Here is a 22,263-nt window from a genome sequence, read left to right as displayed (position 1 = left end):
TGGTCTCCTTTTCGGATCTGCACGGGATCAGGTCTGGCCCTGGGCGCCGGTCCCGGCGGCTGGCCGGAAGTGGCGGCTGGCGCGCACGTCGGCCTCGGCGATGGTGGCGAGCATCTCGGCGTCGACCAGTCCGCCGCGCTCGAACAGGCGCAGGGCCTGGCGCAGGCGCATGCGGTCGAGCGCGTTGCGGATGCTGCGGGCGTTGGCGAAGTGCGGCCGGCTGCGGCGCAGGGCGATGTAGTCGTCGAAGGCGCGCCGCGCCGGTTCGTCGAAGCGGTAGTTCCAGCCGGCGAGCATGCGGCGGGCGATCTCGGCGAGTTCGGCGTCGGTGTAGTCGGGGAAGTCGACGTGGTGGGCGATGCGCGACTTCATGCCGGGGTTGGATTCGAAGAAGCGTTCCATGCGCCCGGCGTAGCCGGCGAGGATGACGACGAGGTCGTCGCGCTGGTTTTCCATGACCTGCAGCAGGATCTCGATGGCTTCCTGGCCGTAGTCCTTTTCGTTCTCCGGGCGGTAGAGGTAGTAAGCCTCGTCGATGAACAGCACGCCGCCCATCGCGCGCTTGAGCACGTCGCGGGTCTTGGGCGCGGTGTGGCCGATGTACTGGCCGACGAGGTCGTCGCGGGTGACGGCGACGATGTGGCCGCGGCGGCAGTAGCCGAGGCGGTGCAGGATCTCGGCCATGCGCAGGGCCACCGTGGTCTTGCCGGTGCCGGGGTTGCCGGTGAAGCTCATGTGCAGCGAGGGCGGTTCGGTGGCGAGGCCGAGGCGCCGGCGCACGCGGTCCACGAGCAGCAGGGCGGCGATCTCGCGCACGCGGCGCTTGACGGGGGCGAGGCCGACGAGGTCGCGTTCGAGCGCGTCCAGCACTTCGCCGACGCCGGCCTCGCGGAATTCGGCGCCCAGGTCGATCGCCGCGGCGGCGGGCGGGGAGGCTTGCTCGGGGGCGTTCATGAGGGGCGTCTCCTGAGTTTCCTGGGGCGTTTCGTTGTGTGTGTGGGCCTTTGGAGGAGGGCGGCGCGGGCTGGCCGGCCGGCGGGGCGTCTTGCGCCGCCGGGCTGCGGAACTCGCACTCGCTTCGCTCGGGGCTCGGACAGTCCTCGCCCGGCTCTGCAAGACGCCCCGCCGGCCTGCGGCGGCGGTGGCGACGACCTCGGTGGGGCTTTTCTAGCGGTTGTAGCGGGCGCCTTCGGGGCTTCGGTCTACCGCGTAGCTTTCCATCGTGTAGTGCAGGCTGCGGCCCTTCGTTTCCTGGCGGACGAGGCGGAAGCCCGGTTCGGCGGCGGGGCGCTGGACGATGAAGGACATGCGCACCGTCTCCCAGCCGCGGGTCGGATCGAAGGCGTTGATGCGGATGTAGGTTTCGGGGTTGGCTTCGCGGCAGGCCCCGAGTTCGGCCATCGCGCCGGCGGGGTCGCGCAGGTCGAACATCGGCAGGCCCCACATGGCCCAGTAGGTGTTGCGCGGGTGCGGGTCGTCGGTGTATTCGAGCGACACCGCCCAGCCCTGGCGGAGGCAATAGTCGACCTGGGCGGCGATCTGCGCGTCGGTGAGGTCGGGCAGGTAGGAAAAGCAGCCTTGGGTGATGCGCATGGTCGTGTCTCCTCTGGTCCGGGGTTCAGGCGACGCTGGCGGTCGGCACGAAGTCCGAGGTGTCGGTGCTGGTGTAGTCGAAGGTGACCTCGCCCCAGGTGTCGAGGGCGGCGCGCAGCGGCTGGCACCATCTGGCGGCGTCGGCGAGGATCTGCGGGCCTTCCGCGGCGATGTCGCGGCCCTCGTTGCGGGCGAGCACCATGGCTTCGAGCGCGACGCGGTTGGCGGTGGCGCCGGCCTGGATGCCCATCGGGTGGCCGATGGTGCCGCCGCCGAACTGCAGCACCACGTCGTCGCCGAAGAGGCTCAGCAACTGGTGCATCTGGCCGGCGTGGATGCCGCCCGAGGCGACCGGCATCACGCGCCTGATGCCGGCCCAGTCCTGGTCGAAGAAGAGGCCGCGCGGCAGGTCCTGCGCCGTCGCCGTCTCGCGGCAGACCTTGTAGAAGCCCTGCACCGTCATCGGGTCGCCTTCGAGCTTGCCCACCGCGGTGCCGGTGTGCAGGTGGTCGACGCCGGCCAGCCGCAGCCACTTCGCGATGACGCGGAAGCTCACGCCGTGGTTCTTCTGCCGCGTGTAGGTGCCGTGGCCGGCGCGGTGCATGTGCAGGATCATGTCGTTGTCGCGGCACCAGTTGCTGATCGACTGGATCGCGGTCCAGCCGATCACGAGGTCGATCATGACGATGCACGAGCCCAGGTCGCGGGCGAATTCCGCGCGCTTGTACATCTCCTCCATGGTGCCGGCGGTGATGTTGAGGTAGTGGCCCTTGGATTCGCCGGTCTGCGCGGCCGCCTGGTTGACGCCTTCCATGCAGTACAGGAAGCGGTCGCGCCAGTGCATGAAGGGCTGGGAGTTGATGTTCTCGTCGTCCTTCGTGAAGTCCAGCCCGCCGCGCAGGGCCTCGTAGACCACGCGGCCGTAGTTCTTGCCGGAGAGGCCGAGCTTGGGCTTCATCGTCGCGCCCAGCAGCGGGCGGCCGTATTTCTCCAGGCGCTCGCGTTCGACGACGATGCCGGTGGGCGGGCCCCTGAATGTCTTCACATAGGCCACCGGCAGGCGCATGTCCTCCAGGCGGCAAGCCTTGAGCGGCTTGAAGCTGAACACGTTGCCGATGATGGAGGCGGCGAGGTTGGCGATGGAGCCTTCCTCGAACAGGTCGAGGTCGTAGGCCACCCAGCAGAAGTACTGGCCCGCCGAGCCCGGCACCGGGTCGATGCGATAGGCCTTGGCCCGGTACTTGTCGCAGGCGGTCAGGCGGTCGGTCCACACCACCGTCCAGGTCGCGGTGGAGGATTCGCCCGCCACCGCGGCGGCGGCCTCGACCGGGTCGACGCCTTCCTGCGGCGTGACGCGGAAGACGGCCAGCAGGTCGGTGTCCTTCGGCTGGTAGTCGGCGTTCCAGTAACCCATCTGGGCATATTTCAGCACGCCGGCCCGGTAGCGCTTCTTCGGGTCGATGATTTGTTGCGGGGTGTCTGCAGCGCCCATGGACGTCTCCTCGGTGGTGAATCCTCGGTGGTGCTGACTGGACAATAGGCCGGCCCGTGAATAAGCTCCAATGACGTTTTATTTGGATTCGAGATCAGGATTCCTGATGAAGCTCGCGCAACGCGTCACCCTCAGGCAATTGCGCGCGCTGGCGGCGGTGGCCGACAGCGCCAGCTTCACGCAGGCGGCGCGCCTGCTGCACCTGACCCAGCCGGCGATCTCGATGCAGATCCGCGACATGGAGGACATCGTCGGCCAGGTGCTGGTCGACGGCCGGCGCGAAATCCACCTGACGACGGCGGGCGAGATCGTGCTGCGCGCCGCGCGCGAGGCGCTGGAAGGGCTGGAGCGCGCCGAGGTGGAACTGAAGGCGCGCATGGGGGTGGCGGCCGGCACGCTGGACGTGGTGGCGATCACCACCGCGGAGTACTTCGTGCCTCACCTGCTGGCGGAGTTCGGCCGCCGGCATCCGGACATCTCGTTCCGCCTGACGGTCGACAACCGCGAGCGCGTGCATGCGCTGCTGCAGGAAAACCGCGTCGACGTGGCGATCATGGGGCAGCCGCCGCGCGGGCTGGCGCTGCGGCGCATCCCGTTCGCGCCGCACCGGCTGTCCTTCGTCGCACGGCCGGGCCATCCGCTGGCGGCCAGGCGCAACATCCCGGTGGCGGCGCTGGCCGGCGAGCGCCTGCTGCTGCGCGAGCAGGGCTCGGGTACGCGCGACAACCTCGAACGCTTCCTGCGCGCCAACGGCGTCAAGCCGCTGGCCGCCGACCAGTTGGGCAGCAACGAGACGCTGAAGCAGGCTGCGATGGCCGGCATGGGCATCGCCTTCCTGTCGCACCACACCTTCGCCATGGAGGTGGAATACGGCCGCCTGCAGCGCCTGGACCTGCAGGACACGCCGGTGATCCGCGAATGGAACGTGGTGGCCCGCGCCGACCGGCCGCTGACTCCGGCGCTGGAGGCGCTGCTGGAATTCCTGCAGACCGAGGGCGCGGCGATGATGCGCGCGATGGAGCGCTGAGCGGCCTTACCGCTGCGGAGCACGTTCGACCATAGCCCCGGGGAGACGCTCGGCTATGGGTACTGGAGCGCGCTACGTTCGAAACGGTCAGGCGCGTGTCGCCTCGGCAGCATTGCTGCCCCGCTCCGCCGCAGGTTCGGCCGCCGCCTCTTCATGGCCGTATGCCGCTTTGAACAATTCCATCAACTGATCGAGCTTTGTTCGGACCTCTGTTTCCGCGGCTGCCGTCAGTGGGGAATGTCCTGCCAAACGGTGCAATTCGCCTTTCTTGAGAAGCATCGACCCGCCCAATTTCAGTGCCAGCCGTCGGAAGAACTCCTCGGCAAGCATACTGAGCTTGCGGCGTTCGGTCTTGGCTTCCCAGACCAGACGATTTGCATCCGGGGGAGACTCGCTCCACAAGCGGTAGTCATCGGCGCTGCCGTCGAAAACCAATTCCGTTACCACCTCGGTAAGTGCTTCGCGGATTGCGGCATGTGTCTGTACCGAGAACAGATCGTCCGCCGGGTACTGACTTTCCGCGTATCGACGTAGCACGTCCGGGGTGACGAAATAGTTTTCTGCCTCGTAGCGTCGCCAGTAGCGGATTCTCAAAGCGCCGAAATCCTGGTCCTGCCGGTTCTGGCCGTCGTTGTCGAGGATTGCCAGACCTTTCAGGTCCGGGAGCAGGTTACGCAAGCCGTTGAAGTGGTCGCGGGGGGTTACGCCGAACCCTCCTTCTACCCGCTCGAGTTCGGCTTGCGCATCCTGCAAGGGATAGTTGTTCTGTACGTAGAAGGAGTTGATGCGCTCGTCCCAGATCGATAGCACTGGATGCTTCAGGTGTTCGGCAAGCGCCCGCAGCATATCGACGTCGGTGCCGCCTTCCACGTAAAGTACGTAGCCGCGCTCCCGTGCCTTTACGTAGTGTTCCGCCCCGAAGTGCTTGAGACTGTTGCGGATATCCTGCTTCTTTGCCAGGTTGTCGGCTTGGCCTTCCAGCAGCAAGGTCAGATTGGTGTCCAGCGATTCGTCGAGAATGACCTCAGAGTGAGTCACCAGAATGACTTGAGAGCCGTTCTCGCTCGCGATGTCGCGTAGCAGCACATAAACCTGTTTTTGACGCAAGATCTCCAGGTGGGCGTCCGGTTCATCGACCAGCAGGACGCTGCGTTTATGTGAATAGAGATAAGCGAACACCAGCAGCATCTGAAGGAAGCCCCGGCCTGCCGACGACACGTCCAGCGCCTCTTTCACTCCCGGTTGGCGGTAGTGCAATGCAATGCTGCCCCGTGCCGTCTCCGTTGGTGCTTCCAGCGATACGTTAAACAGGCGGCGCATCAGGCCAACGATGCGGTTCCAGTCTTCGGCGGAAGACCTGGCCACCGATAGGCACAGGTTGCGCAGGACGTCCGCCGTACGCCCCTGGCCAAGCAACACGTCGATGCGGCCTGGCTGGAGGATTGGTTCTTCCGTATCCAACCCTGACATCGGATATAGGAGCTCCACCCGCAGCGAGGAGGAATGAGCGATCAACTCGAGATCGCGGGCGACATCGCTATCCGGGGTGCAATAGACCAATTCGTCACCCTGATTGCGGAAGCGCATCGGCAGCGGTCGGATCTGCCCCTGGAATTCCACCCCGACAGTGATGATGAGCGGAATGTCCTTATTGCCCTTGCGCACCTGCGTGTTGTGCCAGAAGAATCGCGTGCGCTGCACCGGCACGGCGACAATGTTCAGGCGGTTCAACGAGGTCGCCGTACGCTCCTTGGCCGACGAGTCCTTACGTGCGTCATACCACGTGCGCACGGCCTGGGACCACAGCGCCAGGGCCTGGATCGCGCTGGTCTTGCCGCAGTTGTTGGGACCGATGAGCACGGCCGGATGATCCAGCTCAATGCGCTGCTTTTCGCCGAAGCGTTTGAAATTCTCGATTTCGAGGTAGTGCAGCAGTCGCATTTTTGGGCACTTCGTTCCATTTCTCGTATCGTTCCGCCGGCGTCAACTCGCGGATGAGGCAGACGCGGTCCGCGTCTGCGTGTGTTCGAGTTCAGCCGTCTCCCGGGCAGACATGCCCATCCTTTCCGATTGACTGCGAGTACCGATCAATCGGAAGAAATGGGCGCGGTGGCAGGAGGGAGAGCGCAACGCTCTCCGACACGCCTTGTTGCTTGTTCAGCGCACGACCTGGGCCAGCTCGCCGGCCTTGTAGCGCGCGGCGACCTTTTCCAGCGACACCGGCTTGATCCGGCTCGCCATGCCGGCGCAGCCGAAAGCCTCGAAGCGCGCCTTGCACACCTGCTTGGCGGCTTCGCGCGCCGGTTTGTTGAATTCGCGCGGGTCGAACTTGGACGGGTTCTCGGACAGGAACTTGCGGATCGCGCCGGTCATCGCCAGGCGGATGTCGGTGTCGATGTTGATCTTGCGCACGCCGAACCTGATCGCGGTCTGGATCTCCTCGACCGGCACGCCGTAGGTTTCCTTCATGTCGCCGCCGTACTGGCGGATGATCTCGAGCAGTTCCTGCGGCACCGACGAGGAGCCGTGCATCACCAGGTGGGTGTTGGGGATGCGCGCGTGGATGGCCTTGACGCGCTCGATGGCGAGGATGTCGCCGGTGGGCTTGCGGGTGAACTTGTAGGCGCCGTGGCTGGTGCCGATGGCGATCGCCAGCGCGTCGCAGTCGGTCTGCTTGACGAAGTCGGCGGCCTGGTCGGGGTCGGTCAGCAGCATCGAGTGGTCCAGCGTGCCTTCGGCGCCGATGCCGTCTTCCTCTCCCGCCTGGCCGGTTTCCAGCGAGCCCAGGCAGCCGAGTTCGGCTTCCACGGTGACGCCGATGGCGTGCGAGAACTTCACCACCTCGCGCGTGACGGCGACGTTGTAGTCGTAGGAGGACGGCGTCTTGCCGTCTTCGAGCAGCGAGCCGTCCATCATCACGCTGGAGAAGCCAGAGCGGATCGCCCCCATGCACACCGCCGGGCTCTGGCCGTGGTCCTGGTGCATGACGACGGGAATCTGCGGATAGGCTTCGATGGCGGCGTCGATCAGGTGGCGCAGGAAGGCTTCGCCGGCGTATTTGCGCGCGCCGGCCGAGGCTTGCATGATCACCGGGCTGTCGCACTCGGCTGCCGCTTCCATGATGGCCTGGACCTGTTCGAGGTTGTTGACGTTGAACGCCGGCAGGCCGTAGCTGTTTTCAGCCGCGTGGTCGAGCAACTGGCGCATGGAAACGAGGGGCATGTCGAATCTCCGAGGGGCCGGGCGGGGCCGGCGATGCGGGGGAAGTGAAGCCCGGATTCTAGCCCGAGCCTTCCGGCGCCGGAACGGCCCTTCGAGGATAGTCACAAATGCCCGTGTGCGATCGCACGGACGATCGTCGCGGCCGTAATGAGGCCGTAACGCGGCAGGTCGGGCGGCGGGGATGAATGGCCCCCTACTCCAGCGTTCCCGGCGGCGGATGGTCGCCCACGCGCACGATCTTCAGCGTGTCGGTGCCTCCGGAGGCGCCGATCGGTTCGCCGATGGTGAGCACTTGGTGTGGCGCGGCATGTTGCCTCCGGTCCTGCTGTCTGTCGGTGTGGGTTCCGCCGCGGGTGCCGGCCGTTGCCACGCGGCGTCGCCGGGCCGAAGGTGCCGTCGGGACGCAGCGCTGTCCGCCATGAAGCTATAATGACGCCCAGGATCGTGGAGCAGAACCATGGCTGAAGGAATTCTGTGGGGCGCGCTGGCCATCGTCGTCGCGATGACGATGATGCGCCTGTTCCGCCGCGGCAAGACCGAGGCAGACGAGCGTGTCGCCTTGGGCGACGTGCATCCCTATCACTGCGTCGGGGTCACGGCCATGTCCAGCGCCTGCGTCGCGGCACGCAAGCTGCAGGGCCAGCGCTTCCTGGCCAACGAGGCGCCGCGTCTTCCGCTGCAGGGCTGCAGTTCGCTCGATTGCACCTGCGTCTATGCGCACTTCGACGACCGGCGCCACCACGCGCGCCGCGACCCGTGGTCGCACCAGGCGCTGGCGATCGAGCCCGAGCAGGTCGAACGCCGCGTCTCGCGCGGCCGGCGCAAGACGGACGGCATGTACCACCCGGCGAACTGAACGGCGCGGCGCTCCGCGTGCCGGCCCTTCCGCGGCCGCCGCGGGAGGTTCAGCGCAGCGCGCGTGCGATGAAGTGGCGCGGCACCCGGGTGCGCGGCACGCGGCCGCCGAACCAGGCGCGCACGTCCTCGTCCAGGCCGATGCCGTGCATGAAGTTGTACAGCGCCTTGTTCAGCGCGGCGCCCAGCGTGGCGTGGTCGGTGCCGGTGGGGTCGGTGAAGCCGACGTCGTTCTTGGCGAAGCTGACCGGCGGCAAGGGTTGCAGCGTCACGCCGTATTCTTCCGGGTGCATGCCCACCGGCGAATGCACGGTGCACGCGAAGCGGTGGAAGAAGCCGGAGTGGATGCAGCCGGCCTCGAACAACTGGCGCACGTATTCGAGCGCGTCGACCGTGTCCTGCACGGTCTGGGTCGGAAAGCCGTACATCAGGTAGGCGTGGACCAGGATGCCGGCCTCCGCGAAGCCGTGCGTGACGCGCGCCACCTGTTCCACCGACACGCCCTTCTTCATCAGTTTCAGCAGCCGGTCGGAGGCGACCTCCAGCCCGCCCGACACTGCGATGCAGCCGCTGTCGGCCAAGAGCCCGCAGACCTCGGGGGTGAAGGATTTCTCGAAGCGGATGTTGCCCCACCACGAGATCGCACGCCGGCGTTCCAGCAGTTCGAGCGCCAGGGCTTTCAGTGCCTTCGGCGGCGCGGCCTCGTCGACGAAATGGAAGCCCGTCTGGCCGGTCTCGGCGATGATCGCGTCGATGCGGTCGGCCAGCGTCGCCGCGGTGGCGCCGTCGTAGCGCGAGATGTAGTCGAGGCTGATGTCGCAGAAGCTGCACTTCTTCCAGTAGCAGCCGTGCGCCACGGTGAGCTTGTTCCAGCGTCCGTCCGACCATAGCCGGTGCATCGGGTTGAGCATGTCGAGCACCGACAGGTAGCGGTCGATGGGCAGGCCGTCCCAGGTCGGGGTGCCGATCTCGGCGAACGGGACGTCCGCCTCGGCGAAATCGATGTAGCGCACGCGGGCCGGCTGGCCGCCGTCGGCCGGTTCGCGCACGAAGGTGCGCACCAGGCGCTGGCGCGAGCGCTTGCCGTCCAGGTGCTCGAGCAGGGCCAGCAGCGGCCGTTCGCCGGCGTCCAGCGTGACGTGGTCGAAGTAGTCGAACACCCGCGGCTCGGCGAGTTCGCGCAGTTCGGTATTCACGAAGCCGCCGCCGAGCACGGTGACGATGGCCGGATCGAAGGACTTCACCGTCTGCGCGATGCGAAAGGCGGCATACACCGCGCCGGGGAAGGGCACCGACAGCAGCACCACGCGCGGCGCATGGCGTTCGAGCGCGGCGACGGCCAGCGCGCGCAGCGTGTCGTCGACCAGGTTGGGCGGCGCGGCCAGCGCGGCGGCCAGCGGCTCGAAGGTCGGCTGGCTCTGCGCCAGCAATTCGGCGTAGCGCACGAACTCGAAGCGCGCATCCACCGCGTCGCGCAGCACGTCGGCGACGTCGTTGAGGTACAGGGTGGCCAGATGCCGGGCGCGATCCTGCGTGCCGAGCGCGCCGAAGGCCCAGGCGAGCGGGTCGCCGCCGGTCGGATCGTCCGGATCGACATACACGTCGAGCGCGGCGAAGCGCGGCCCTTCCGGCAGGAAGGCGCGGCCGGCGATGCGGTGCGCGATGGTGGTGTCGCGCCCCTGCAGGAAGGCGATCGCCGGGTCCATCGTCGCCCGGTAGCGCTCGAAGTGCTCGAGGAAGAAAGCCACCGCCGCCGAACGCCTGCGCGCGGGCAATGCCTGCGCACGCACGCGGATCCCGTCCAGCCCCGCGCTGCTGAGCAGGCGCAGCACCAGCGCCAGCGCCAGGTCCTCCTGCACCGCGTCGATTCCGCGCGAACGCAGGAAGCCGGTGAGGTAGGCGGTGGAGGGGTAGGGCGTGTTGAGCTGCGTCATCGGCGGGATGATCGACAGCACGCGTCTCGGCGGCTTGGGCATGGCAGGGGCGGGGCCGGGTGTCCCGATCGGTTGGAGGGAGGATCGCTGCGCGGCATGTTGCGACGGCTCGCGCCGCAAAGCAAACGGCCACCCGCGGGTGGCCGTGGCGACGCGGGGCGGGCTGCTTCAGTCGTTGAAGCGTGCTTTCAGCGCGGCGATCGCCGGCAGGGTCTTGCCTTCGAGGAATTCGAGGAAGGCGCCGCCGCCGGTCGAGATGTAGCCGACGTCGTCGGCGATGTGGAACTTGGCGATGGCCGCCAGCGTGTCGCCGCCGCCGGCGATCGAGAAGGCTTCGGAGTGGGCGATGGCCGATGCCAGCATCTTGGTACCGCCGGCGAACTGCGCATGCTCGAACACGCCCACCGGACCGTTCCAGACGATGGTGCCGGCGTGCGCGATGATGTCGGCGAGCTTGGCCGAACTCTTCGGGCCGAAGTCGAGGATGCGGTCGTGCGGGCCGACCTCGTCCACCGGGATGCGGTTGGCGCGGGCGAGCGCGGACACCTCGTCGGCGACCACGACGTCGGTGGGCAGCGGCACTTCGGCGCCGCGCGCCTTCATGATGTCCATGACCTGCTGCGCCTCGCGCACCATTTCCGGTTCGGCCAGCGATTCGCCGATGCGCTTGCCCGCCGCCAGCAGGAAGGTGTTGGCGATGCCGCCGCCGACGATGAGCTGGTCGACCTTCTCGGCCAGCGTCTTCAGGATCGTGAGCTTGGTCGACACCTTGGCGCCGCCGACGATGGCCACCAGCGGGCGCGCCGGGTCGTGCAGCGCCTTGGTGAGCGCGTCGATCTCGGCGCCCATCAGGATGCCGGCGCAGGCCACCGGCGCGAAGCGGGCGATGCCGTGCGTGGTGGCTTCGGCGCGGTGGGCGGTGCCGAAGGCGTCGTTGACGTAGATGTCGCACAGCGCGGCCATCTTCTTCGCCAGTTCCTCGTTGTCCTTCTTCTCGCCCTTGTTGCAGCGGCAGTTCTCCAGCAGCACGATCTCGCCCGGCTTGACCTCGAAGCCGCCGTCGACCCAGTTCTGGACCAGCCGCACCGGCTTGTCGAGCAACTGGCCCAGGCGTACGGCCACCGGCATCAGCGAATCGTCGGCGTGGAGTTCGCCTTCGGTGGGGCGGCCGAGATGGGAGGTCACCATCACCGCGGCGCCGCGGTCGAGGCAGTAGCGGATGGACGGGATCGAGGCGCGGATGCGGGTGTCCTCGGTGATGTTGCCGGCGTCGTCCTGCGGCACGTTGAGGTCGGCGCGGATGAACACCTTTTTGCCGCGCACGTCGAGGTCGGTGAGTTTCTTGACTTGCATGATCGGGTCGGTCTCGTGAAAACGCCCTGCTGGGCAGGGCGTCGGATGGGTGGCGGGGCCGCTTACCTGGCGCCGGCGACGGCGCGGGCGGCGTCGAGCATGCGGCAGGAATAGCCCCACTCGTTGTCGTACCAGGCCAGCACCTTGACCAGGTTGCCGTCCATCACGCGGGTCTGCGTGGCGTCGAAGATCGACGAGTGCGTGTCGTGGTTGAAGTCCGACGACACCAGCGGGTCCTCGTTGTAGCCGAGGATGCCCTTCAGCGCGCCTCTGGAGGCTTCCTTCATCAGGCCGTTGATCTCTTCCTTGGAGGTCGCGCGGCTGGCGGTGAAGGTGAGGTCGACCAGCGACACGTTCATGGTCGGCACGCGCAGCGCGAAGCCGTCGAACTTGCCCTTCAGCGCCGGCAGCACCAGGCCGACGGCCTTGGCGGCGCCGGTCTTGGTCGGGATGATGTTCTGCGCGGCGGCGCGGGCGCGGCGCAGGTCCTTGTGGCGCACGTCCACCAGCACCTGGTCGTTGGTGTAGGCGTGGATGGTGGTCATCAGGCCCTTTTCGATGCCGATGTTGTCCTGCAGCACCTTGGCCACCGGCGCCAGGCAGTTGGTGGTGCACGAGGCGTTGGAGATGACCGTCATCGCGCTGGTCAGCACGTCTTCGTTGACGCCGCAGACGATGGTGGCATCGACGTCGTCGCCGCCTGGCGCGGAGATCAGCACCTTCTTCGCGCCCTGCTTGACCAGCACCTCGGCCTTGGCCTTGCTGGTGTAGGCGCCGGTGCATTCCATCAGCACGTCGACGCCGAGGTCGCCCCAGTTGATCGCCAGCGGGTCCTTGGTGGAGAAGAACGGGATACGGTCGCCATCGATGATGATGGTGTTTTCGCCTTCGGTCTCGACCGGGAAGGCGAAGCGGCCGTGGGTGGTGTCGTACTTCGTCAGGTGGGCGTTGGTCGCGAGGTCGCCGGAGGCGTTGATGGCGACGATCTCGAACTGGTCGCGCAGGCCGAGTTCGTACAGGGCGCGCACGGTGCAGCGGCCGATGCGGCCATAGCCGTTGATCGCGATCTTGATGGTCATCGAAGGTTCTCCCGGAAGGTTGCTGGAAAGATCGGCTGCCGGGCTTCCCGCCGGCGCGCCGTGCGCCGGGCGGGAGTCCCGACGCATTGCCTATTGGATGAGCGACTTCACCGCCTGCACCACGGCGTCCGCCGTGATGCCGAAATACTTGAACAGTTCGCCGGCCGGCGCGGACTCCCCAAAGCGGTCGAGGCCGATCACGCGGCCTTCGAGCCCGACGTACTTGTACCAGCCGTCGGTGCTGCCGGCCTCGACGGCGACGCGCGGCAGGCCGGCCGGCAGCACCTGCGCCCTGTAGGCGGCGTCCTGGCGGTCGAACACGTTGGTGGAGGGCATGGACACCACGCGCACCGAGATGCCTTCGTCGGCCAGCGCCTTCTGCGCGGCCATCGCCAGCGCCACCTCCGAGCCGGTGGCGATCACCACCGCGCGCGCTTCGCCGGCGGCGTCGGACAGCACGTAGCCGCCGCGGCGGATGGCCGCGACCTGCGCCGCCGTGCGCGGCTGGAAGGGCAGGTTCTGGCGCGAGAAGCACAGCGACGACGGGCCGGTCGCGCGCTCGATGGCGCAGGCCCAGGCGAGCGCCGATTCGACGGTGTCGCACGGGCGCCAGACATCCATGCCGGGAATCAGGCGCAGCGTGGCGGTCTGTTCCACCGGCTGGTGCGTCGGGCCGTCCTCGCCGAGGCCGATGGAATCGTGGGTGAATACGAAGATCTGGCGCAGCTTCATCAGCGCGGACATGCGCAGCGCGTTGCGCGCGTACTCGCTGAACATCAGGAAGGTGGCGGTGTAGGGGATCAGGCCGCCGTGCAGCGCGATGCCGTTGCCGATGGCGGCCATGCCGAACTCGCGCACGCCGTAGTGGATGTAGTTGCCGCCTCCGGTCCTGCCGACGCCGCGGGCGCCCGACCACAGCGTGAGGTTGGAACCGGCGAGGTCGGCCGAGCCGCCGATCAGTTCGGGCAGCTTGGGCGCGAAGGCTTCGATCGCGTTCTGGCTGGCCTTGCGCGTGGCGATGGTCTCGGCCTTGTCGGCGATCCTCGCCAGCACGGCTTCGACGTGCTGCGGCCAGTCGGACGGCAGTTCGCCGTCGAGCACGCGGCGCTTGAATTCGGCGGCCGGTTCGGGGAAGGCGGCCTGGTAGGCGGCGAACTTGGTGTTCCAGTTCGCCTCGTGCACGCCGCCGTTGGCGCGCGCATCCCAGGCGGCATGGACGTCGGCGGGGATCTCGAACGGCGGATGCGTCCAGCCGATGTGCTCGCGCGCGGCGGCGATCTCGGCGGCGCCCAGCGGCGCGCCGTGCACGTCGTGGCTGCCCTGCTTGTTCGGGGCGCCGGCGCCGATCACCGTCTTGCAGCAGATCAGCGTCGGGCGGGTGGCGTCGGCCCGGGCCTGGGCGATGGCCGCCTCGATGGCCTCCGGGTCGTGGCCCTGCACGTCGCGGATCACCTGCCAGCCGTAGGCTTCGAAGCGCTTCGGCGTGTCGTCGGTGAACCAGCCCTCGACGTGGCCGTCGATCGAGATGCCGTTGTCGTCGTAGAAGGCGGTCAGCTTGCCCAGGCCCCAGGTGCCGGCGAGCGAACAGGCTTCGTGGCTGATGCCTTCCATGAGGCAGCCGTCGCCGACGAAGACCCAGGTGCGGTGGTCGACGATGGTGTGGCCGGGGCGGTTGAATTCGGCGGCGAGCACCTTTTCGGCCAGCGCCATGCCCACGGCGTTGGCGATGCCCTGGCCGAGCGGGCCGGTGGTGGTCTCGATGCCGGGCGCGTAACCGTATTCGGGGTGGCCGGGGGTCTTGCTGTGCAACTGGCGGAAGCGCTTGAGTTCCTCGATCGGCAGATCGTAGCCGGTGAGGTGCAGCAGCGCGTACAGCAGCATGGAGCCGTGGCCGTTGGACAGCACGAAGCGGTCGCGGTCGGCCCACCGGGGGTTGGCCGGGTTGTGCTTCAGGTGGCGGCGCCACAGCACCTCGGCGATCTCGGCCATGCCCATCGGCGCGCCGGGGTGGCCGGAACCGGCCTGCTGCACGGCATCCATGGCGAGGGCGCGGATGGCGCCGGTGATCGGGTTGAAGACGGGAGGTTGGGCTGCGCTCGAAGACGACATGGCGTGGAGGCCGAATGGCTAAAACGCGAATTATCCTTTATTGCGCGGGTGTTTGGTAGGACGGCGGCCACCGCACGGCCGGCATGCGAGGCGGCGGGGACGGCCGCCGGGCCCGGCCGGCGGTGCGATAATGCGCCTGCAGGCGCGGCGACCGACCGCCGTGCAGCCCGGCCACCTCGGAGCAATCCCGGAGGAATCATGAGCCACAAACACCTGCACCTGCTGCGGGCGATCTACCAGGATCCGCCCAGCGCCAACATCCACTGGCGGGAGGTCGAGTCGCTGCTGAACCATCTCGGCGCGACGGTGGAGCCGGCCCACGGCGCGCGCTTTCGCATCGTGCTGAACGGGGTGGAAGCCTTCCTGCACCACCCGCACAACAGCAGCACCTGCACCCGGCAGGACATCAAGAGACTGCGCGAATTCCTCGCCCAGGCCGGCGTCACGCTGGCGCGCTACGAGGCCGGGCAGGATTGAGCGGCCGTCCTTCCGACGCCTAGAGCTGTTTGCGGCGCCGCTCCATCAGCTTCCAGATCAGCGGCGTCAGGATGAGCTGCATCGCCAGATCGAGCTTGCCGCCGGGAATGACGATGGTGTTGGCACGGCTCATGAACGAGTCGTGGATCATGCGCAGCAGGTAGGGGAAGTCCACGCCGCGCGGGTTGCGGAAGCGGATCACCACCATCGATTCGTCCTGTGTCGGCACTTCGCGCGCGATGAAGGGATTGGAGGTATCGACCACCGGCACGCGCTGGAAGTTGATGTGCGTGCGGGAGAACTGCGGCACGATGTAATGCACGTAGTCGTGCATGCGGCGCAGGATGGCATCGGTCACCGCCTCGGTCGAGTAGCCGCGGATGCTCTTGTCGCGGTGCAGCTTCTGTATCCATTCCAGGTTCACCACCGGCACCACGCCGATCAGCAGGTCGACGTATTTCGTGACGTCGACCTGGTCGGTCACCACGGCGCCGTGCAGCCCTTCGTAGAACAGGCAGTCCGTGCCGACCGGCAGGTCCTCCCAGGGCGTGAACGTGCCCTGCGGCAGGTTCCACGCCGCCGCTTCGCTTTCGAAATGGATGTAGTGCCGCCGCCGGCCGATGCCGGATTCGCCGTAGCCGCGGAACAGCGCTTCCAGTTCGTCGAACAGGTTGGCCTCCGGCCCGAAGTGGCTGATGCCGCGCTGGCCGACGCGCTCGGCATCCTCGATGAGCGCATTCATCTCGCTGCGGGTGTAGCGATGGAAACTGTCGCCTTCGACGACGGCGGCGTTCACATGCTCGCGGTGGAAGATCGCCTCGAAGGTGTGCTTGACCGTCGTGGTGCCGGCGCCGGACGAGCCGGTCACCGCGATGATCGGATGTTTCATTGACATCGGTCTGCTCCGGCCGGCGACGTTCAGGACCGGCCCTTCAGCCAGGCGGACCACTCGGCGAACAGCGTGGGGGTCGCGGCGGCGATCACGCCGCGCTTGACCGCCGGGCCCGCCATCAGCGTGCCGCCGTCGAGCGGCGCGGCGGTGCCGCCTGCCTCGGCCAGGATCAGCGCGCCGGCGGCGTAGTCCCACAGCATCTGCCCGCCGTGCAGATAGACGTCGAGGCGGCCGGCGGCGACGAAGCACCACTCCAGCGCACTGGAGCCGAAATTGCGCTGCGAATAGTACGGCGGGCGGGCGGCGAGTTCGTCGGCGAGGCGGTTGCTGACGCGCTTGAAGTCCACCCCGGCGACCGCATCGGCGACATGCGCCGCGGTGGTCCGCAGCGGCAGGGCGGTGCCGTTGAGGAAGGCGCCCGCGCCGCGCGCGGCGTAGAAGGCTTCGTCGGTCACCGGGTTGTAGACCACGCCGAAGTCCGGCTCGTGGTTCACCAGATACGCGATCGACACCGCGAAGAAGGGGATGCCGTTGGCGAAATTGGTCGTGCCGTCGATGGGATCGATGCACCACAGCCCCTCGCGGCCGGCGCTCCACAGGCGGGCCTGTTCCTCCGCGCTCATTTCCTCGCCGAGCACGGCGCCGGGCATCAGTTGCGGCAGCGCCTCGGTGAAACGCTGCTGCGAGGCGAGGTCGGCCTCGGTGAACAGCGAGCCGTCGCTCTTGCGGTTGCGGGTGGAGTTCAGGTAGCGCGGCAGGATCTCCTCGCGCGCGATGTCGCGTACCACGGACTCCAGCGCCCGCGCCTGGGTCAGTCGACTGCTTGCATTGCTCATGTCGGGCCTCTCGTGGGGCTGTCGGGGCGGAGCGGCTCATGCCGCGCGCGCCGGACGGTTCGGCCTTCTGGCGCCGCGCACGCGCTGCGGCGCCTCGGCAGATGGGGCAGGCTTATAATTTTACGATGATTTCACGCTTCCATTTTCCGCAGCCGCTGCCGCACGAAGGCGAGATCGAGCTGCCCGAGGCGGTTGCCCATCATGCGGCGCGGGTGTTGCGCCTTGCCGACGGCGATCCGCTGGTGCTGTTCGACGGGCTCGGCGGCGAGGTCGAGGCGCGTCTGCTGCTGCGCGGCAGGGCGGCTTTCGCCGAGCTTTGCCGTTACCGCGAACCGCGGCGCGAATCGCCGTTGCGCCTCGTGCTGGTCCAGGCGCTGGCCACCGGCGACAAGATGGACTGGATCGTGCAGAAGGCGGTGGAACTGGGCGTGGCCGGGGTCCAGCCGATACAGGCCGAGCGTTCGGTGCTGCGGCTCGCCGGCGAGCGGGCAGAGAAGCGCCGGGCGCACTGGCAGCAGGTAGCGGTGTCGGCCTGCGAGCAGTCGGGGCGCAATCGCGTGCCCGAGGTGGGCATGCCGATGCCGCTGGCGAACTGGCTCGCCGCCGGGCAGGCGCAGGCGCTGTGCTACGTGCTGGCGCCGGACGGCGGCGAGGCGGCCTTCGGCACGGGGCCGCGGCCGGCCGCCGGGGTGCAGCTCATGATCGGCCCCGAAGGCGGCTGGACCGCGCACGAACTGGCGGCCTGCCGCGCCGCCGGCTGCATCGCGGTGGGGCTTGGTCCGCGCGTGCTGCGCACCGAGACGGCGGGACTGGCGGCGATCGCCGTGCTGCAGGCGCGCTGGGGCGATTTCTAGCGGCCGGCCCGCACGGGCGGCCCCGATCGTTCGCGGTGTCCGCCCCGGCGGGCGAGGGAGGAAGCATGTTCGAATCGGCTGAACTGGGGCATAGCGTCGCCGGCCCGGCCTACGAGGCCGAGGAGCCGGCGCTGCGCGCCGCCTTGCTCGACGCGCAGTACGATCTGCTGGAACTCGGGCAGTTCGCGGTGATCGTGCTGATCAACGGCATCGACGGTGCGGGCAAGGGCGAAACGGTGAATCTGCTCAACGAGTGGATGGACCCGCGCCACATCGAGACCTGCGCGTTCGACGCGCCGACCGCCGACGAATCCGAATATCCCGCCATGTGGCGCTTCTGGCGCAGCCTGCCGCCGCACGGCAAGATCGGCGTGCTGTTCAACAACTGGTACCACCAGCCCATCGTCGAACGGGTCGAGCGGACGAGCCGGCGCGCCGAGCTGGAGCGCCGGCTCGACGAGATCCGCCGCTTCGAAGCCATGCTCGTGCGCGAGAATGTACTGCTCGTCAAATTCTGGTTCCATCTGTCCAAGGCGGCGCAGAAGCGGCGCTTCCGGACGCTGGAGAAGGACCCCGGCACCCGCTGGCGCGTCACCCGCCGGGACTGGCGCGACCACGCGCTGTACGACCGCTACCGCGACGTCGCCGCACAGGCGCTGCGCAGCACGAGCAGCGGCGATGCGCCGTGGCTGATCGTCGATGGCAGCGATGCAAACTTCCGTGCGCTCTTCGTCGGCCGGGCGCTGCTGGAGGCGCTGCGCGGGCGGCTGCAGGCCGCGCGCCGGAAATGGGTGCCGCGCCGGACGGCGGCGCCGCTGCCGCCGGCCGTCGACACCGTCAACCTGATCGACAGCCTGCGTCGCCAGGACATGGGGCGCGAGGAGTACGACGAACTGCTCGGGCGCCACCAGGGCCGGCTCGCGCTGCTAACCCGCCAGCCCGCCTTTCGCCGGCGCTCGCTGGTGCTGGTGTTCGAGGGCATGGACGCGGCGGGCAAGGGCGGGGCGATCCGGCGCATCTCGGCGGCGCTCGATGCGCGCCAGTACCGCATCGTGCCGATCGCCGCGCCGACCGAGGAAGAGCGCGCCCAGCCCTACCTGTGGCGCTTCTGGCGGCACGCGCCGCGGCGCGGCAAGGTGGTCATGTTCGATCGCTCCTGGTACGGGCGCGTGCTCGTCGAGCGCGTCGAAGGCTACTGCTCCGAGGCCGACTGGATGCGTGCCTATGCCGAGATCAACGACTTCGAGGACGATCTCGTCGGCGCGGGCGCGGTGGTGGTGAAGTTCTGGCTCGCGGTCGGCAAGGACGAACAACTGGCGCGCTTCAAGGCGCGCGAAGCCGAGCCGCACAAGCGCTTCAAGATGACCGCCGACGACTGGCGCAACCGCGAGCGCTGGGACGACTACGTGCGCGCGGTGTGCGACATGGTCGACCGCACCAGCACCGCGGATGCGCCATGGACGCTGGTCGAGGCGGACGACAAGCAGTACGCCCGCATCAAGATTCTCCGGACGATCTGCGAGCGGCTGGAAGCGGCGCTGCGCTAGACCCGTGTGGGCCGGCCGCGGAGGCGGGCACTGCGCCACGCCCGCGCCGCGGTGCCCGCGCGGCGGGGAATGGCTTCCGCTAGAATCGCGTCAATGACAACGGTTCGGCGAGGCTTTCCTGCAATGCGTCGCCGGTTCAACGATGCGGTGAGTGCTTGAACGCCGATTCCCTGCCTGTTCCGGTTGCTGCGGTGCCGGAAGATTCCAAGTCGCGGTTCGTCGCCTGGGTGCGGGGCGCCGCGCCCTACATCCACGCCTTTCGCGGCAAGACTTTCGTGCTCGGCTTCGGCGGCGAGGTCGCCGCCGGCGAGCGCGCGCAGACGCTGGCCTACGACTGCAACCTGCTCGCCGCGCTCGGCATCCGGCTGGTGCTGGTGCACGGGGCGCGCCCGCAGATCGACGCCGAACTGGCGCGCCGCGGCCTGGAACCGCGCTTCCACCAAGGGCTGCGGGTGACCGACGCCGCCGCGCTGGAATGCGTGAAGTCGGCGATGGCGGTGACGCGTTTCGAGGTGGAAGCGCTGCTGTCCCAGGGGCTGCCGAACACGCCGATGGCTGGCAGCTACATGCGGGTGACGGGCGGCAATTTCATCACTGCACGGCCGGTGGGGGTGGTCGACGGCGTCGACTACCAATACACGGGCGCGGTGCGCCGCATCATCGCCGAGGAGATCAACGCCGACCTCGACCAGCAGAACGTGGTGCTGATCACGCCGCTGGGTGTGTCGCCGGCGGGAGAGATCTTCAACCTGGCGATGGAGGACGTGGCCGAGGCGGTGGCGGTCGCGTTGAAGGCGGAAAAGCTGATCTACCTGTGCGACGCGCCGGGGTTGCTCGACAACGACGGGCGCCTGATCGAATCGGTGACCGCCGACGAGGCGCAGCGAAAGCTCGACGCGCGCGAGGGGCTGACCGACGACCTGCACCTCTACCTGCCGTGCGCGATACGCGCGGTGCGCCGCGGCGTGTCGCGCTGCCATCTGATCGACCGCGACAAGGACGGTGGGCTGCTGCTCGAATTCTTCACCCATGCGGGCGTGGGCACGGTGGTGTCGCGCGACCCGTTGTTCCGCCTGCGCGAGGCCACGATAGACGACGTCGGCGCGCTGGTGTCGCTGATCTCGCCGATGGAGGCCGACGGCACGCTGGTGCGGCGCGGCCGCGAACTGCTGGAGCAGGAGATCGAGCGCTTCACCGTCGTCGAGCACGACGGCGTGCTGGTGGGCTGTGCGGCGCTGTATCCGTTCAGCGAGGAGAACGCGGCCGAGCTTGCCTGCCTGGCGGTGATGCCGGAGTACCGCCGCGCCGGGCTGGGCGACCAGTTGCTCAAGCGCATCGAGCGGCGGGCGCGGGTGCAGCGCCTGGAACGGCTGTTCGTGCTCACCACCCGCACCGCGCACTGGTTCCGCGAACGCGGCTTCGCCGAGGTCGGTCCCGAGGCGCTGCCGCAGAAAAAGCGTGACCTCTACAACTACCACCGCCGTTCCAAGGTGTTCGTGAAGCCGCTATGACGTCTCGCCGGCGATTGCGTACCGTTCCGGCCTGTGCCGATGGCGGCGCGGCGAATCCGATGGATCGGCCGGGCCTGTCCCTGCTGCGCAAGGTCGCCGAAGGCGTCCACGGCGTGGAGGCGCTGCTCGACGCCGGAGGCCGGCTGCTGTGGATCAGCCCTTCCATCGAGCGGGTGACGGGGCGCTCCCCGGCGCAATGCCTGGCCGCCGCCGATGCCATCGAACTGCTGGTGGTGGACACCGATCGCAACCACTGCCGCCGCCTGCTCGCGCAGGTGCTGCAGGACGGCGCCACCCGCGACGTCGAACTGCGCTTCACCCGCGCCGACGGCGCCGTGGTGTGGGTGGCCTCGCACTGGCGGCGCGTCGACGGCGAGAACGGCGAACCCGCCGTGCTGCAACTGTCGGCAGAGGACATCCAGACGCGCAAGGAAACCGAGTACAAGCTGCTCGAGACGGTCGCCGAACTGCGCCGTGCGCAGGCGCTGCGCGAACATTACCTGGTCCGCAGCATCGACGAGCGCCAGCGCCTGGCTGTCCTGCTGAACCTGATCCGTCTCGGCATCCTGTTCATCGACAACGACCGGCGCGTGCTCTATGCCAATCGCGCCATGCTGGAAATCTGGGGCTATTCCCCCGACACCAACCTCATCGGCACGCGCGAGGCGGTCCTCAAGCAGACGGTCCTGCCGCTGCTGGCCGAACCGGACGTCTTCCTCGCCCATCTCGAGCAGGTGCTGGAGAACCGGCTTCCGGTCAGCGAACCGTTCGAGATCCGCTTTCGCGACGGGCGCACCGTCACCGACCGGTCGGCGGTGGTGGTCGGCGGCCAGCGTGCCCACGGCATCGGCCGGGTATGGATCTACGAGGACATCACCGAGTCGCGCAGGGTGTCGGAGCAGCTCGTGGCGCTGGCCGAGCGTGATCCGTTGACGAACCTGTACAACCGGCGCCGCTTCCACGAGGAACTCGAGCGCATGCTGGTCGACGCGGTGCGCCGCAACGCCGGGGTGGGGCTGGTGGCGCTGGATCTCGACGGCTTCAAGCCGATCAACGATGCCTTCGGCCACCAGGCCGGCGATGCGGTGCTGGTGGGACTCGCCGAAGGCGTGCGGCGCATCATCCGCCGCAACGAGATGTTCTTCCGCCTGGGGGGCGACGAGTTCGCCCTGCTGGTGCCGGATACCGATACGCGCGGCCTGTCCGAACTCGCGGCCCGCCTGCGCGAGGGCGTCGCCGGCCTGCAGTTCAGCTTCGGCGGCCGTGCGGTGAGCGTCACCGCCAGCATCGGCATGGCGATCTTCCCGGACCATGCCGACGACGCGGAGGGCCTGATGGCGGCGGCCGACGAGGCGATGTACCGGTCGAAGAGCGAAGGGCGCAACCGGTGGACGTTCTCCACCCGCCAGCCGGGCGAGTTCAGCCGCCATTCGGGCTAGAATGCGGCCTCGGCTTCTTGATGAACCACTCTGAGGATTGAAC

Annotated in this window: 18 protein-coding genes; 7 read left to right on the top strand and 11 right to left on the bottom strand. The window is 68.3% G+C overall.

All coding sequences use genetic code 11. The features are described 5' to 3' along the window. Positions 1-27 precede the first annotated feature (27 nt). From cbbX to CCZ27_RS13875, 3 genes are all read right to left on the bottom strand, one after another. Positions 28-954, bottom strand: a complete 927-nt coding sequence (gene cbbX / locus CCZ27_RS13885) for a CbbX protein (protein ID WP_096449081.1) — start codon at positions 952-954, stop codon at positions 28-30. 213 nt (positions 955-1,167) lie between these two features. Then, on the bottom strand, positions 1,168-1,593 hold the full coding sequence (locus CCZ27_RS13880; protein WP_096449079.1) for a ribulose bisphosphate carboxylase small subunit: 426 nt from the start codon (positions 1,591-1,593) through the stop codon (positions 1,168-1,170). Between the two features lie 25 nt (positions 1,594-1,618). Continuing rightward, a complete protein-coding gene (locus CCZ27_RS13875) occupies positions 1,619-3,085 on the bottom strand; it encodes a form I ribulose bisphosphate carboxylase large subunit (protein ID WP_096449077.1) in 1,467 nt (488 codons plus the stop codon). A 106-nt stretch (positions 3,086-3,191) separates the two neighbouring features. Here CCZ27_RS13875 and CCZ27_RS13870 point away from each other — a divergent pair, with 106 nt between their 5' ends. Further along, on the top strand, positions 3,192-4,112 hold the full coding sequence (locus CCZ27_RS13870) for a LysR substrate-binding domain-containing protein (RefSeq protein ID WP_096449075.1): 921 nt from the start codon (positions 3,192-3,194) through the stop codon (positions 4,110-4,112). Positions 4,113-4,199: 87 nt separating this feature from the next. Here the strand turns inward: CCZ27_RS13870 and CCZ27_RS13865 are convergent, their stop codons facing one another. Both CCZ27_RS13865 and fba read right to left on the bottom strand, forming a co-directional pair. Next, complete coding sequence (locus CCZ27_RS13865) at positions 4,200-6,053, bottom strand: ATP-dependent nuclease (protein WP_096449073.1); 1,854 nt, start codon at positions 6,051-6,053, stop codon at positions 4,200-4,202. 216 nt (positions 6,054-6,269) lie between these two features. Beyond that, positions 6,270-7,334, bottom strand: a complete 1,065-nt coding sequence (fba, locus tag CCZ27_RS13860) for a class II fructose-bisphosphate aldolase (RefSeq protein WP_096449071.1) — start codon at positions 7,332-7,334, stop codon at positions 6,270-6,272. A gap of 457 nt (positions 7,335-7,791) precedes the next feature. Here fba and CCZ27_RS13855 point away from each other — a divergent pair, with 457 nt between their 5' ends. Then, positions 7,792-8,190 carry a hypothetical protein gene (locus CCZ27_RS13855; protein WP_096449069.1) on the top strand — a complete coding sequence of 133 codons (399 nt, stop codon included), beginning with the start codon at positions 7,792-7,794 and terminating at the stop codon, positions 8,188-8,190. 49 nt (positions 8,191-8,239) lie between these two features. On the opposite strand, the gene CCZ27_RS13850 is transcribed toward CCZ27_RS13855, so the two are convergent. From CCZ27_RS13850 to tkt, 4 genes are all read right to left on the bottom strand, one after another. Beyond that, positions 8,240-10,165: a B12-binding domain-containing radical SAM protein gene (locus tag CCZ27_RS13850; protein WP_096449067.1), complete on the bottom strand. Its 1,926-nt coding sequence runs from the start codon at positions 10,163-10,165 to the stop codon at positions 8,240-8,242. A 126-nt stretch (positions 10,166-10,291) separates the two neighbouring features. Then, positions 10,292-11,476, bottom strand: coding sequence for a phosphoglycerate kinase (locus CCZ27_RS13845; RefSeq protein ID WP_096449065.1), 1,185 nt, complete (start codon positions 11,474-11,476; stop codon positions 10,292-10,294). Positions 11,477-11,538: 62 nt separating this feature from the next. Beyond that, on the bottom strand, positions 11,539-12,555 hold the full coding sequence (gap, locus tag CCZ27_RS13840; RefSeq protein ID WP_096449063.1) for a type I glyceraldehyde-3-phosphate dehydrogenase: 1,017 nt from the start codon (positions 12,553-12,555) through the stop codon (positions 11,539-11,541). Between the two features lie 90 nt (positions 12,556-12,645). After that, positions 12,646-14,664 (bottom strand): transketolase, encoded by a 2,019-nt coding sequence (tkt, locus tag CCZ27_RS13835; RefSeq protein ID WP_096449061.1) that lies wholly within the window; start codon positions 14,662-14,664, stop codon positions 12,646-12,648. A gap of 198 nt (positions 14,665-14,862) precedes the next feature. On the opposite strand from tkt, the gene CCZ27_RS13830 reads away from it, so the two are divergent. Further along, positions 14,863-15,141: a type II toxin-antitoxin system HicA family toxin gene (locus tag CCZ27_RS13830; RefSeq protein WP_096449059.1), complete on the top strand. Its 279-nt coding sequence runs from the start codon at positions 14,863-14,865 to the stop codon at positions 15,139-15,141. A gap of 19 nt (positions 15,142-15,160) precedes the next feature. On the opposite strand, the gene CCZ27_RS13825 is transcribed toward CCZ27_RS13830, so the two are convergent. Together CCZ27_RS13825 and CCZ27_RS13820 are read right to left on the bottom strand one after the other, a co-directional pair. After that, positions 15,161-16,036: a phosphoribulokinase gene (locus CCZ27_RS13825; RefSeq protein ID WP_096452578.1), complete on the bottom strand. Its 876-nt coding sequence runs from the start codon at positions 16,034-16,036 to the stop codon at positions 15,161-15,163. A gap of 23 nt (positions 16,037-16,059) precedes the next feature. Next, positions 16,060-16,869, bottom strand: a complete 810-nt coding sequence (locus tag CCZ27_RS13820) for an inositol monophosphatase family protein (protein WP_096449057.1) — start codon at positions 16,867-16,869, stop codon at positions 16,060-16,062. 125 nt (positions 16,870-16,994) lie between these two features. Here CCZ27_RS13820 and CCZ27_RS13815 point away from each other — a divergent pair, with 125 nt between their 5' ends. From CCZ27_RS13815 to CCZ27_RS13800, 4 genes are all read left to right on the top strand, one after another. After that, on the top strand, positions 16,995-17,723 hold the full coding sequence (locus CCZ27_RS13815; RefSeq protein ID WP_096449055.1) for a 16S rRNA (uracil(1498)-N(3))-methyltransferase: 729 nt from the start codon (positions 16,995-16,997) through the stop codon (positions 17,721-17,723). 65 nt (positions 17,724-17,788) lie between these two features. After that, a complete protein-coding gene (gene pap, locus CCZ27_RS13810; RefSeq protein ID WP_096449053.1) occupies positions 17,789-19,270 on the top strand; it encodes a polyphosphate:AMP phosphotransferase in 1,482 nt (493 codons plus the stop codon). Between the two features lie 155 nt (positions 19,271-19,425). Next, a complete protein-coding gene (gene argA / locus CCZ27_RS13805) occupies positions 19,426-20,781 on the top strand; it encodes an amino-acid N-acetyltransferase (RefSeq protein ID WP_232516415.1) in 1,356 nt (451 codons plus the stop codon). Between the two features lie 59 nt (positions 20,782-20,840). Further along, the gene (locus CCZ27_RS13800; RefSeq protein ID WP_096449049.1) at positions 20,841-22,220 is read left to right on the top strand and encodes a sensor domain-containing diguanylate cyclase; all 1,380 of its coding nucleotides are present in this window, start codon (positions 20,841-20,843) and stop codon (positions 22,218-22,220) included. Positions 22,221-22,263 lie beyond the last annotated feature (43 nt).

Source organism: Thauera sp. K11 (genome assembly GCF_002354895.1).
Taxonomy (GTDB): Bacteria; Pseudomonadota; Gammaproteobacteria; order Burkholderiales; family Rhodocyclaceae; genus Thauera; species Thauera sinica.
This window is presented reverse-complemented; position numbering and strand designations above follow the sequence as displayed.